This window comes from Actinomycetospora cinnamomea (assembly GCF_003096675.1).
In the GTDB taxonomy this organism is placed as follows: domain Bacteria; phylum Actinomycetota; class Actinomycetes; order Mycobacteriales; family Pseudonocardiaceae; genus Actinomycetospora; species Actinomycetospora cinnamomea.
On sequence record NZ_QEKW01000002.1, the window covers coordinates 285,107 to 296,937 of the forward strand.

At 74.1% G+C, this 11,831-nt stretch carries 15 protein-coding genes; 7 read left to right on the forward strand and 8 right to left on the reverse strand.

Annotation, left to right across the window (positions count from 1 at the left end; all coding sequences use genetic code 11):
• Positions 1 to 6: 6 nt before the first annotated feature.
• Positions 7 to 1,302, reverse strand: coding sequence for an AAA family ATPase (locus C8D89_RS06070; protein ID WP_116707178.1), 1,296 nt, complete (start codon positions 1,300 to 1,302; stop codon positions 7 to 9).
• Between the two features lie 110 nt (positions 1,303 to 1,412).
• The gene (gene mdo / locus C8D89_RS06075) at positions 1,413 to 2,705 is read right to left on the reverse strand and encodes an NDMA-dependent methanol dehydrogenase (protein WP_116707179.1); all 1,293 of its coding nucleotides are present in this window, start codon (positions 2,703 to 2,705) and stop codon (positions 1,413 to 1,415) included.
• 215 nt (positions 2,706 to 2,920) lie between these two features.
• On the opposite strand from mdo, the gene C8D89_RS06080 reads away from it, so the two are divergent.
• Positions 2,921 to 3,658: an SDR family NAD(P)-dependent oxidoreductase gene (locus C8D89_RS06080; protein ID WP_207787084.1), complete on the forward strand. Its 738-nt coding sequence runs from the start codon at positions 2,921 to 2,923 to the stop codon at positions 3,656 to 3,658.
• Positions 3,659 to 3,822: 164 nt separating this feature from the next.
• Here C8D89_RS06080 and C8D89_RS06085 read toward each other — a convergent pair whose 3' ends face one another.
• Both C8D89_RS06085 and C8D89_RS06090 read right to left on the reverse strand, forming a co-directional pair.
• Positions 3,823 to 4,131, reverse strand: coding sequence for a GntR family transcriptional regulator (locus tag C8D89_RS06085; RefSeq protein ID WP_341477309.1), 309 nt, complete (start codon positions 4,129 to 4,131; stop codon positions 3,823 to 3,825).
• 50 nt (positions 4,132 to 4,181) lie between these two features.
• Positions 4,182 to 4,766 (reverse strand): acyl-CoA-like ligand-binding transcription factor, encoded by a 585-nt coding sequence (locus tag C8D89_RS06090; protein ID WP_133251826.1) that lies wholly within the window; start codon positions 4,764 to 4,766, stop codon positions 4,182 to 4,184.
• Between the two features lie 146 nt (positions 4,767 to 4,912).
• Between C8D89_RS06090 and mftA the strand changes: the two genes are divergently transcribed.
• The 4 genes from mftA (at position 4,913) to C8D89_RS06110 (ending at position 7,102) form a co-directional block, all read left to right on the forward strand.
• The gene (gene mftA, locus C8D89_RS06095) at positions 4,913 to 5,008 is read left to right on the forward strand and encodes a mycofactocin precursor MftA (RefSeq protein WP_116707181.1); all 96 of its coding nucleotides are present in this window, start codon (positions 4,913 to 4,915) and stop codon (positions 5,006 to 5,008) included.
• Entirely contained in the window at positions 5,008 to 5,352 is a 345-nt protein-coding gene (mftB, locus tag C8D89_RS06100) for a mycofactocin biosynthesis chaperone MftB (protein ID WP_116707182.1), read from the forward strand. The genes mftA and mftB overlap by 1 nt, the downstream gene beginning before the upstream one ends.
• Complete coding sequence (gene mftC, locus C8D89_RS06105; protein ID WP_116707183.1) at positions 5,349 to 6,575, forward strand: mycofactocin radical SAM maturase; 1,227 nt, start codon at positions 5,349 to 5,351, stop codon at positions 6,573 to 6,575. Before mftB ends, mftC begins: the two co-directional genes overlap by 4 nt.
• Before the next feature lie 245 nt (positions 6,576 to 6,820).
• Positions 6,821 to 7,102 (forward strand): hypothetical protein, encoded by a 282-nt coding sequence (locus C8D89_RS06110; RefSeq protein WP_207787085.1) that lies wholly within the window; start codon positions 6,821 to 6,823, stop codon positions 7,100 to 7,102.
• A gap of 33 nt (positions 7,103 to 7,135) precedes the next feature.
• On the opposite strand, the gene C8D89_RS06115 is transcribed toward C8D89_RS06110, so the two are convergent.
• The gene (locus C8D89_RS06115) at positions 7,136 to 7,798 is read right to left on the reverse strand and encodes a response regulator (protein ID WP_116707185.1); all 663 of its coding nucleotides are present in this window, start codon (positions 7,796 to 7,798) and stop codon (positions 7,136 to 7,138) included.
• Complete coding sequence (locus C8D89_RS06120) at positions 7,795 to 8,922, reverse strand: histidine kinase (protein ID WP_116707186.1); 1,128 nt, start codon at positions 8,920 to 8,922, stop codon at positions 7,795 to 7,797. Before C8D89_RS06120 ends, C8D89_RS06115 begins: the two co-directional genes overlap by 4 nt.
• Positions 8,923 to 9,139: 217 nt before the next feature.
• Here C8D89_RS06120 and C8D89_RS06125 point away from each other — a divergent pair, with 217 nt between their 5' ends.
• Positions 9,140 to 9,529: a DUF6223 family protein gene (locus C8D89_RS06125; protein WP_116707378.1), complete on the forward strand. Its 390-nt coding sequence runs from the start codon at positions 9,140 to 9,142 to the stop codon at positions 9,527 to 9,529.
• Positions 9,530 to 9,539: 10 nt separating this feature from the next.
• On the opposite strand, the gene C8D89_RS06130 is transcribed toward C8D89_RS06125, so the two are convergent.
• Positions 9,540 to 9,722: a hypothetical protein gene (locus C8D89_RS06130; protein ID WP_116707187.1), complete on the reverse strand. Its 183-nt coding sequence runs from the start codon at positions 9,720 to 9,722 to the stop codon at positions 9,540 to 9,542.
• A gap of 178 nt (positions 9,723 to 9,900) precedes the next feature.
• On the opposite strand from C8D89_RS06130, the gene C8D89_RS06135 reads away from it, so the two are divergent.
• Entirely contained in the window at positions 9,901 to 10,929 is a 1,029-nt protein-coding gene (locus C8D89_RS06135) for a class I fructose-bisphosphate aldolase (protein ID WP_207787086.1), read from the forward strand.
• A gap of 1 nt (position 10,930) precedes the next feature.
• Here C8D89_RS06135 and C8D89_RS06140 read toward each other — a convergent pair whose 3' ends face one another.
• On the reverse strand, positions 10,931 to 11,806 hold the full coding sequence (locus C8D89_RS06140) for a LysR family transcriptional regulator (RefSeq protein ID WP_116707188.1): 876 nt from the start codon (positions 11,804 to 11,806) through the stop codon (positions 10,931 to 10,933).
• Positions 11,807 to 11,831 lie beyond the last annotated feature (25 nt).

The window sequence follows — 11,831 nt, forward strand, 5'->3', positions numbered from 1 at the left end:
TCGGCGCTACAGCGCGCGGCGCTTGCCGAGACCGGCGCCGAACGAGCGGCTGCCCTGGCCCGAGCTGACCGGGCGCTTCTTGGCCGGCTCGGCCTCGCCGGAGCGCGCCTTCTCCTGGTACTCGCGCCCCGGCGCGCCGTAGACACCGGCGTGGCGGCCCTCCTGGTCCTTCGCCGCGCGCACGGCCCGGCCGTCGGGGCCGTCGTCGGCGTCGTCGTCGACGCGGCGGGACGTGGCCGGCGCCGGACCCGCGGAGTGGCCGTCGTCGTGGCCGTGCCCGTGGCCGTGCCCGTGGCCGTGGCCGTGGCCGTGGTCGTCGATCTCGGCGTTCGGGTCCACGAGCTTCGGCAGCGCGCCGAGGGCCTTGGTGACGTCCTTGTCGTACTTCACGACGACGCTCACGGTGTCCGACAGGATCGAGCTCGACAGCTCGTCCACGCCCAGCACGGCCAGCGTCCGGGCCCAGTCGATCGTCTCGGAGATGCTCGGCGCCTTGCGCAGCTCGAGCTCGCGCAGCCCGCGCACCACCTCGACCAGCTCGCGCGCGGCGGCCTCGGGGAGCCCGGTGCCCTTCGAGCGCACGATCTCCAGCTCGCGCTCGGCGGTCGGGTAGTCGAGGAACAGGTGCAGGCAGCGACGCTTCAGGGCGGCGGCCAGGTCGCGCGTGTTGTTGCTGGTCAGGATGACGTAGGGCGCGTTCTTGGCCGAGAACGTGCCGACCTCCGGGACCGAGATCTGGTACTCGCCGAGGGTCTCGAGCAGCACCGCCTCCAACGCCTCGTCGGCGCGGTCGACCTCGTCGATGAGCAGCACGACCGGCTCGTCGGAGCGGATGGCCTCCATCAGCGGGCGCTCGGCGAGGAACTCCTCGGAGAAGAAGACGCTGTCCTGCGCCGCGATGCGCTCGACCGAGGTCTTGATGTCGGGGGCGTCCTGGACGATCTCACTGATCTTCTCGCGCAGCATCTGGGTGTAGAGCAGCTGCTTGCCGTAGTCCCACTCGTAGAGGGCCTTGGTCTCGTCCTGGCCCTCGTAGCACTGCAGGCGCAGGAAGCGCCGGCCCGTCGCGAGCGCGAGCATCTTGGCCAGCTCGGTCTTTCCGACGCCGGCCGGGCCCTCGAGCAGCAGCGGCTTCTCGAGACGGGTGAGCAGGAAGACGGTGGTCGCGAGGCGGCGGTCCGCGATGTAGCCCTGCGCGGCGAGCGCGTCGACGACCTCGTCGACCGATCCGAACGGGAAGTCCTCGTCTCCCGAGCCTCCGCACGGGGAGTGGTCGGTCGCGGTGTCGACGGTCGTGCTCACGCGGGGGTGTCCTCTCTGGAGGTGCCGGGCCGGCCGGGCGGTCCCGGCCGGAGGTGCGGGACGCACCGGGGCCCGGCGGAGGACTTCCCTCCGCCGGGCCCCGGGACGCGTCAGCTCAGCAGGTCGTCGAGGTCACCGTTGAGGCAGTGGTCGACGACGGGGCGCACCGTCGTGAAGGTGCACTCCTTGGGGTTGCCGGGGGTGCAGGCGTCCCCGAGGACGTGGTTGGTGATGCGGTCCACGTCGGCGTCGTTGCCCGTGATGGTCTTCTCGTTCTCGTAGAACTTCGTCGGGCCCTTGCCCAGGCGGTTCTTGGAGTACGAGTCCTGGGTGACGTCGGTGAACTTCTCCGGGATGCCCACGTCGCGCAGCAGGCGGATGGACGCGGCGAGCGCGGCCTCCGCGGCCTGGACGTCGGTCATGTGCGTGGTGTCCACGCCCATGGCCTGGGCGATGCGCGCGAAGCGCTTGTAGGCCACCGGCATGTTGAACGCCCACACGCGGGGCAGCGCGACGGCGTTGTTCAGGCCGTGGTGGGTGTCGTAGAACGCCGACACCGCGTGCGAGATCGAGTGGATGATCCCGAGGCCACCGGAGTTGAAGGCCTGCGCGGCGATGTACTGCGCGTACATCATGCCCTGCCGGCCGGGGAGGTCCTGGCCGTTCCAGACTGCCTCGCGCAGGTGGTTGTTGGTCAGCTCGATGGCGTGCAGGGCGTTGCCCAGGCTCGGCTCGAAGTTGAGCCGCGAGACGTAGGGCTCGGAGGCGTGTGCGAGCACGTCGAAACCGCACTGCGCGGTGAAGTCGACCGGGCAGTCGTAGTAGAGCACCGGGTCGTCGATCGCCAGGCTGGTGACCGAGGCGTCGTCGAACGCGACGTACTTGTGCGGTTTGTTCGGGTCGGTCGTGGTGTCGGTGATGACGTAGGCCCACGACGTCTCCGAGCCGGTGCCGGCCGTCGTCGAGACCGCGATGTGCGGCGGGTTCTTCGGGTTCTCGGACTGGTTGAAGCCCTCGAACTCGTTGACGTTGCGGCCGTCGTGGGCCACCGAGACGCGGGCGCCCTTGCAGGCGTCGTGCGAGGAGCCGCCGCCGATGGAGACGAAGCTGTCACAGGAGTTCTCCTGGTACAGCTTCACCGAGTCCATGACGTTGTAGTCCTTGGGGTTGGACTCGACCTGGTCGTAGATGACCGTCTCGATCCCGTGCCACTTCATGGACTCGGAGATCTTGTGGACGATGTCCGTGCCGCGCAGACCCGAGGTCATGATCAGCGTCTTCTTGAAGCCCATCTTCAGGGCCTCGGGGCCGATCATCTCGTGCGAGCCGGGCCCCAGCAGCGCCCGAGGGAACGGGTGGAATTCCTTGATCGGGAACGGCTTGAGCAGCTCGTCTACCTGCATGGCGGTCCTCTCGTCGACTCCGGGTACCGAGGGCGCGGGCCCTCGTGATCCGGCGCGACGCTAGGCGTGGCGCGGGTCACCGCAGAAGGGCCATGCGGTGATCCCGGCCACGGCGACGGTGGCCGCCCTGCACCATCGGGCAGGTGCCCCGCCTGGCCATCGTGCGGCGTTGTCATCGTTCTGTTGTTGCCTCTATTTTGTGATAGTCGGTGCGGGTGGGCGAGGACGCGGCAGGGAACCTGCGGCGGGTGGGCGAGCTGGCCGGGCGCACGGCGCTGGTGACGGGAGCGAGCCGCGGGCTGGGCCGGGCGATCGCCGCGGGGCTGGCCGGCGCGGGCGCGCACGTGATCGGGATGGCGCGCGACGCCGAGGCGCTCTCCGCGGCCGTGGACGCGTACGGCGGGGTGGCGCTGCCCCACGACCTGGCCGACGTCGACGGGATCGCCGCGCGCGTCGACGGCCTCGAGGTCGACGTGCTGGTCAACGCCGCGGCGGTGATGAGCTCGCGGCGGTCGAAGACCCTCGACGCCTCGCTCGACGAGTGGCGCGATGTGCGCGCGGTCGACCTCGACGCCCCGTTCGCGCTGGTGTCCGCGCTGGTCCCGGGGATGGCGCGGCGGCGATGGGGCCGGGTGGTGAACCTGAGCGCCTGCCTGGGGCGGATGTCCGGGCCGGGCACGGCGGGCGGGCTGGCGCCGTACCGGGTGGCCAAGGCGGGGCTCAATGCGCTGACCCGCAACCTGGCCCACGAGCTGGCCCTCGGGCGGCGGGGCGTGCTGGTCGACGCGACGTGTCCGGGCCACTGCCGCACCGACATGGGCGGCCCCGACGCGCCACGCTCGGTGGAGCAGGGCGCCGACACCGCCCTGTGGCTCGCCCTGCGCGACTCCACCCTCTCCGACCCCGTGCCCACCGGGCGACTGTGGGAGGACCGGGCCGAGGTGCCGTGGTAGGTGGCAGCGCCGCCCCGGAAGGAGCGAGGGCGTCCCCCGCTGCGTGGGACGCAGCGAAGGCGTCCCTCGCTGCGTGGGGGCGCGCGACGGTCCCGGGAGCGAGGGTGTCCCTGGCTGCGCAGGACGCAGCCAGGGCGCCCCTCGCCCCGGTGGCCCCGGTCTCGCTACTTCTCGGCCAGGGCCGCGCGGGCCAGGTCCAGCGCGCGTTCGGGCGAGACGCCGAGGGCGGTGACGCGGCGGGCGTACTCCGCCGCCAGCTCGCGGGCCGGGTCGGCGGCCGCGTCCGCGCCGACGACGAACGTGCCCAGCCGCCCGCGGGTCTCGACGACGCCCGCGGCCTCGAGCTCGCGGTAGGCGCGGGCGACCGTGCCGGGGGCGAGGTTCAGGTCGGTCGCGAGCCGGCGGACCGCGGGCAGGCGCGTGTGCGGGGCCAGCTCGCCGGTCCGGGCGAGCTCGGTGATCCGCGCGCGCAGCTACTCGTAGGGCGGGTCGGTCGAGTCGGGGTCGAGGTCGATCAGCTCGCTCACCGCGCCGAGAACCCCCGGGCGAGCAGGTCGAACGCCTCGTCCACCAGCCCGCCGAGCGCGGCGGCGTCGGCCTCCGGACGCGCGTGCCAGGCGCTGAACACCGCGCGCATCGAGGCCACCACGGCGCGCCCGAACACCTGCGCGCGCAGCGACCCGGCGTCGACGTCCCAGCGGCGCGCGGCGTCGCCGGCCAGCGCGGACTCCCAGTCGCGGTAGCGGACGGTGGCGCGGGCGGCGAGCTCGGGCACGTCCTCGATGAGCCCGAGGCGCCGGCGCAGGGCGGGCAGCTCGCCGTCGGCGTAGCGGTTGACCGCGAGGAACGCCGCGCGGGCCGCGGCCACGGGGTCGGCGCCGGGCTGCGTGGCCAGCGCAACGACGAGCGCGGCCAGTCCTTCATCGAGCTCGCCGAGCACCACGTCGAGCTTCGTGGGGAAGTACCGGAAGAACGTGCGCCGGCCGACCCCGCCGGCCGAGGCGAGCTCGTCGACGGTCGTCTCGTCGAACCCCTGGGTCGCGAACAGCTCCAGCGCGACGTGCTCGAGGCGCCGGGCGACCGGCGCCCGGCGCGCGCTCCTCGTCACCACACCAGCATCCCCTACCAAGTCGTCGTCGTGCCCACCCCCACCGAACGGAGGGGCGGGTCCCGCCCGGTGAGCGTGTGGTGGGTGGCACCGAGTGCCGCTTAGCGTTCGCAGCGCCCGAGGCACCCGCAGGTGAGGAGGACGCGATGGAGATCAAGGACGAGCACGCCGACAGGGAGCAGCTGGTGGAGGAGACCCTCGTCGAGGAGGTCTCGATCGACGGCATGTGCGGCGTCTACTGATGTCGACGACGGCGGCGGGGGCCGGCCCGCAGGGTCAGATCTCGGGCTCAGCCCCCGCCGGCGTCGGTGACTTCGACGCCGGCCGGCCGTACCGGATCTCCGGTTCGGTGTCGGTGCGACCGGAGTCGTTCGGCGCCCTCGTCTACGACTTCCACACGCGGCGGCTGTCGTTCCTCAAGACCCGCCCGCTCGTCCGGGTCGTCGAGTCCCTCGCCGACCACCCCGACGTCCATGGCGCCCTCGAGGCCGCCGAGGTCCCTGCACACCAGCGGGAGCAGTACCTGAAGGCCCTCGCCGGCCTCGCGCAGGCGGGGACGATCAAGCCCCGGGAGGACGCGCCATGAAGCTCGTCGAACACTTCACCCACGGCCTGAACTCCCCGATCTGCCTGACCTGGGAGCTCACCTACGCCTGCAACCTGTCCTGCGTGCACTGCCTGAGCTCCTCCGGCCGCCGCGACCCCCGCGAGCTGTCGACCGAGGAGTGCAAGGCGGTCATCGACGAGCTGCAGCGGATGCAGGTCTTCTACGTCAACATCGGCGGCGGCGAGCCGACGGTGCGCAGCGACTTCTGGGAGCTGCTGGACTACGCGATCGCCCACGACGTCGGCGTGAAGTTCTCCACCAACGGGGTCAAGCTCGACAAGGCTCGCGCCGCGCAGCTCGCGGCCACCGACTACGTCGACGTCCAGATCTCCCTCGACGGCGCGACGGCCGAGGTCAACGACCACGTCCGCGGCCCCGGCTCGTACGCCACCGCGATCCGGGCGATGGAGAACCTGTACGAGGCGGGCTTCGGCCAGTTCAAGATCAGCGTGGTGGTGACCCGCCACAACGTCGACCAGCTCGACGACTTCAAGGCCATCGCCGACCGCTACGGCGCCCAGCTGCGGATCACCCGCTTCCGCCCGTCGGGGCGCGGCGCCGACTCGTGGGACGAGCTGCACCCCACCCGCGAGCAGCAGCGCCAGCTCTACGACTGGCTCGTCGCCCGCGGCGAGGACGTCCTGACCGGTGACTCGTTCTTCCACCTCTCCGCGTACGGCCAGGAGCTGCCGGGGCTCAACCTGTGCGGGGCCGGGCGCGTGGTGTGCCTGATCGACCCGGTGGGCGACGTCTACGCCTGCCCGTTCGCCATCCACGACCAGTTCCTCGCGGGCAACGTCCGCTCGCCGGGCGGCTTCGACACGGTGTGGAAGTCCTCCGAGCTGTTCGCCGAGCTGCGCGGACCGCAGTCGGGCGGGGCGTGCACGAAGTGCTCGCACTACGACGCCTGCCAGGGCGGGTGCATGGCGGCCAAGTTCTTCACCGGCCTGCCGCTCGACGGCCCCGACCCGGAGTGCGTGCTCGGCAACGGCGAGCGGGAGCTGGCCAAGCTCCAGGTGGACGGTGATCCGCAGCGGGTCATCCCCAAGCCGTCGCTGGACCACTCGCACCGCACGACGCCGCGGGATCGCCGCGAGCCGGTCCCGCTGACGCTGTCGGTGCGCCGACCCGACCGGGCGTGCGACTCCGACCCCCTCGGCGGCGAGGGCACCCGCCTGCCCGCCGGCATCCGGGTCGGCTGAGACCTCCCCCGGTGCCGCGGGCGACCCCCGCGGCACCGGGGTGAGTCCACTCGCGGCCTCACCGGTCGGTGCGGCACCGGCAGGTCGGGACGCGTCAGGGCCGAGTGGTGGCGCGAGACGGACCGTTGGACTCTGAGGGACTCGGCGTTCACGGGGCTGGCTGGACGGCGTGCACGACGCGGGGAGCGGCGGCCCATGACCCGTGGGTCGGCTGCCTCCGCCCCACACCCCGGAAGGGCTGCGCCATGAGTCTCAGGGACAAGGTCCAGACCGGCGCCGATGCTCTGGCCCGCAAGAGCATGGACGCCGCCGCGAAGGGTCAGGCCAAGGTCGAGGCCATGCAGGCGAAGCGTCGAGGCGACGCCCTGCTCCACGATCTCGGTGCCGCGGTCTACCTCGAGCACCAGTCCGGGCGGACCACCGAGACCTCCCGGGCGCTGCTCGCCGAGCTCGATCAGCACGCCGCCGAGCACGGCCTGGACACCTCCCCGGACGTCACGCGTCCGGCGGCCTCGTCCGGGAGCTGACCGGCGGGTGCCGGTGCCGCCGGGCCGCTGCCGTCAGGACGACCCGGGGGTGACCAGACCCGTCTCGTAGGCGAGGACGACCAGTTGCGCGCGGTCGCGAGCGTGGAGCTTGGTCATGGCCCGGTTGACGTGGGTCTTCGCCGTGAGCGGGCTGATCACCATGCGGTCCGCGATCTCGTCGTTGGACAGGCCGTGCGCGACGAGAGCGACCGCGTCCCGTTCCCGGTGGGTCAGCTCCCGCAGCGCCGTGTCTCTCCGGGTGGCCGGTGGGTGGGTGACGTACTGGTCGATGAGCTTGCGGGTGATCGACGGGGCCAGCAGGGCGTCCCCGCGTGCGGCGACCCGCACGGCGTGCAGGAAGTCCTCCGGCAGGATGTCCTTCACGAGGAACCCGGCCGCGCCGGCCCGCAGCGCCTCGAAGACGTACTCGTCCAGGCCGTAGTTGGTCAGGATCACGACGTGCACCGGGGCCAGGGCCGGGTCCGCCGCGATGTGGCGGGTGGCCTCGATGCCGTCGACGCCCGGCATCTGGATGTCGACGAGCGCGACGTCGGGCAGGTGTTCGCGCGCCAGCGCCACGCCCTCGCGACCGTCGCCGGCCTCGGCCACCACCTCGATGTCGTCCTCGACGTCGAGCAGCGCGCGGAACCCGCTGCGGATGAGCGGCTGGTCGTCGACCAGGAGGACGCGGATCACGACGTGTGCCCCGTCGGGAGTTCGGCGTGGACGCTGAACCCGCCCCCGCCGCGCGGTGCCGCGGTGAGCGAGCCACCGAGCGCCGTGACCCGTTCCCGCATGCCGAGCAGCCCGACACCGGGCACCGGCGGGGAGGACGGGGTCGCTGGTCCGTCGTCGTCGACGCGGACGACCAGGGCGTCGGGCCGGTGGTCGATCAGCACCCTGGTCCTGGCCGCGGCCGCGTGCCGGGTGATGTTGGTGAGTGACTCCTGGACGATCCGGTACGCGGTCCGGTGCACGGCGACCGGGACGTCGTGTCGATGTCCCTCGATCGTCAGGGTCGCGTCCAGACCGCACGTCCGAGCTCGTTCCACGAGCTCCGGGATGTCGTCCAGCCCGTACGGCGGGTTCTTCCCGTCCGTCCCGTCGTCACGCAGCGCCTGCAGTGTCGCGCGCAGTTCCCGAGCCGCCTCCCGCCCGGCCTCCCGGATCGCGAGCAGGGCCTCCGGCACCTGTTCCCCGCGTTTGCGGGCCAGGTGCACGGCGACCTCGGCCTGCACCGTGACCACGGAGATCTGGTGGGTGAGCGAGTCGTGGAGCTCCCGCGAGATGTGCAGCCGTTCCTCGTCGGCGCGCCGGCGCGCGGTCTCCTCACGGGTGCGCTCGGCGTCCTCGGCCCGGCGCTCGGCCTGTCGCAGCGCCTCACCGGCCGCTCCGGCGGCGACCAGCCAGGCCAGGGGGAGCACGTCCCGCGCCTGGGTGAGCGCCTCGCCCACGGGCCAGCCGCGCGGAGAGGCCAGCATCGCGAGCGGGACGGCAGCCAGCATGATCACCGACGCCGCGATCGTGACGACACGGTGCCCCGCCCGCACGGCGGCGTACACCGCGACCAGGAACGCGACGGCCGGCACCTCGAACCCGACGGCGAGCTGACCCAGCGCGCACGACCCCGTCACGGCCAGCACGACGAGGGGAGCCCGCCGGCTCGCGACCAGGGACAGCCCCCCGGCGATCAGGAGCAGGTAGCCGACCGGGGCCAGCTCCGTCGCGGGGTGCTGGCCGAGCAGCTCGGCGGCCAGCAGGAACGCCACCACACCGACGGCGATCGCCCCGTCCCGGACCCCCGTCCACCCCCGGCCCACGGGAGCACGCTAGCGCCGTGCGCGCGTCGGCGACTCCCGCGCGCGGACCATCGGGCGTCTACTGCGCGGGCGGTATGTCCGTGCTTCCTGCGGCGCGCGCGGCAGCGGGCTACGGCGCGGCCGGCAGGGCGGGATGTCGGCGCCGGGACGACGTCCGGGCCAGGGGGACGGGGCGACGATCGGCCGTGTCGAAGCCCGCGAGGACGAGGAGCACCTCATGTCCGTCCATCAACTGCTGGCCGTCGGTGCCTACACCCTCACCCCCGGACGGTTCTGGTCCCTGGTGGCGATGCCGGTCGGACTGGCCGGCGTGGTCCTCGGCGGGTGGGCCCTGGTCCGCTCCGGCCGTGGTGCCCGGAGGAACCGGGCGATCGTGGCCCTGGCGGCGGGCCTCGTCGCGACGGTCGTCGGCGCGGTCGTGGTGGCCGCCGCCGACGGCGGCCCCGGCACCGGCCACGGGATCGTGGGGGGTGTCCTGGCGGTGGTCGTCGGGCTCGCCGCCGTGCTCCTCGGCGGAGCGGCGCTGGTCCGCTCCCGACGCGCCGCCGGGCGGGGGGCCGGTGGTGGGGCGGGCACGGGCGGCCGCGCCCGAATGAGCGGGCCGTGACCGTCTGCGCTCACGGCCCGTCCTCCGGGGCGGCCGGGCGGTAGTGCTCGGCGGCGACGACGGCGGCGATGACCGCGGCGCGGGTGATGATCCGGTCGCGGACCTCCGGGTCGGTGGAGAGGGCGATCTCGGTGTCGTCGGCGAGCGCGGCGCGGATGGCGGCGAACAGCTCGGACGACGGGGTGGTGGTCACGGGGCACCTCCGGGTCGCCGCGGCACCGAGCCCCGGTCGAGCGTGTGGCGTTGCGGACGCCCAGTGTCTGCGATGGCCCACCGCTGACACATCCCCCGCCCGCTCCACCGCGGAGGGGACGCGGCGAGGCCGCGGGCGTTCCTAGCGTCGGCGGCGCACCCGAGCGAGGGAGATCGCCGTGACGACGACCGCTGCGCCGACGCCGACCACCACGACCGCCGACCGCGCCGGGACCGCGCCGCTGCGCGCCACCGCCGCGGAGCTCGTCACCGGCGGGCGCGGCATCCTCGCGGCCGACGAGAGCCCGCGGACGATGTCGCAGCGCCTCGAGAGCGCCGGCGTCGAGCCCACCGAGGAGCACCGGCGGGCGTACCGCGAGCTGCTCGTGACCGGCGAGGGCCTGGCGGACGGGATCAGCGGGGTCATCCTGTGCGACGAGACGCTACGCCAGCGGGTGGCCGACGGGCGCCCGTTCCCCGCGGCGCTCGCCGACGGCGGGCTGCTGACCGGGATCAAGGTCGACACCGGGACGGCCGCGCTGGGCGGGGGCGACGACGGCGAGACCCTCACCGGCGGGCTCGACGGGCTCGCCGACCGGGTCGCCGAGTACGTCGCGCTCGGCGCCGCGTTCGCCAAGTGGCGGGCGGTCCTGCACCTCGGCGCGGGCCGTCCGTCGGCGCGGGCGCTCGAGGCCAACGCCGAGGCGCTCGCGTCCTACGCCAGGACCTGCCAGGACGGCGGGCTCGTCCCGATCGTCGAGCCCGAGGTGCTCGCCGCGGGCGGGCACCGGATCGAGGTGTGCGCGGCGGCGACCGCCCGCACGCTGGCGACGCTGGCCCGGGCGCTGGACGCCGTCGGGGTCGACGCGGCGGCGATGGTGCTCAAGCCGAACATGGTCACCGCCGGCGAGGGCACCCGGGCGCCGTCGGGCCCCGACGAGGTCGCCCGCGCGACCGTCGACGTCCTGCGCGCGACGATGCCCGCGGACCTCGCGGGCGTCGCGTTCCTCTCGGGCGGCCAGTCGTCGGAGACGGCGGCGGCGAACCTCGCCGCGATCCGCCGGCGTGGCGGGCCGTGGCCGCTGACGTTCTCGTTCGGGCGGGCGCTGGTCTCGCCGGCGCTGTACGCGTGGCGGGGTGATCCGGCACGGGTGGCGGAGGGCCGGTGCGCCCTGCGCCGCGAGGTCGAGCGCAACGTCCCGGCCTGACTCACGCCCGGCGCCAGCCGAGCTCCTCGTCGTCGAGCAGGTGGGCGACGAGGAGCTCGGTGCTCGCCGTCGCGTCCGGATGGGTCACGACGTGCCAGGGACGTGACAGCGGCACGCCCGGCATCGCGAGCTCGACCAGCGTGCCGTCGTCGAGCAGGCGGGCCACGCCCTCGCGGGCCGCGAGCGTCACGCCGAGCCCCGCGCGGGCGGCGGCGATCGTCGCCGCGTGCGAGCCCAGGACCAGGCGCGGTGGGTCGGCCGGCAGCTCCTCGAGCAGCGCGGTGAGCGTCGCCCGGATGCCCGAGCCCGCCTCGCGCAGCAGCCACGTCGCGGTCGCCGGGTCGAAGGCCGGGGCCGCGGCCGGCGCGCCGACGACGGTGAGGATGTTGTCGCGGACGGCACGCACGCGCGCGCCGAGGTCGCCCGGCGGGCTGCCGGCGACGACGACGTCGACCTCGTGGTGGCGCAGCATCGGCCAGACGACGGCGCTGGGAGCGACGTCGACGCCGAGGCTCACGTCGGGGTGGCGGTCGCGGAACGAGGCCAGGAGGGCGGGCAGGAGGTGCTCGCCGGCGGTGGTGACCGCGCCGAGGCGCACGTGCCCGCGCTCGGGGTCGGCCTCGCCGCGAGCGGCGGTCGTGGCCTCGTCGAGCAGCCCGAGGATGCGCCGGGCGTAGCCGGCGTAGCGCGCGCCGGCGGGGGTGAGTCGGACGCCGCGGCCTTCGCGCTCGACCAGCGCGACGCCCACCTCCTCGCCCAGCGCGCGGACCGCGGCGGAAACCGTGGACTCGGTGACGACCAGCGCCGCCGCGGCCCCGCGCACCGACCCGTGGTCGGCGAGGGCGACGAACGCGCGCAACCGGGCCGTGGTGGTCACGCGGCCACCCTCCTACGTGCGCAAT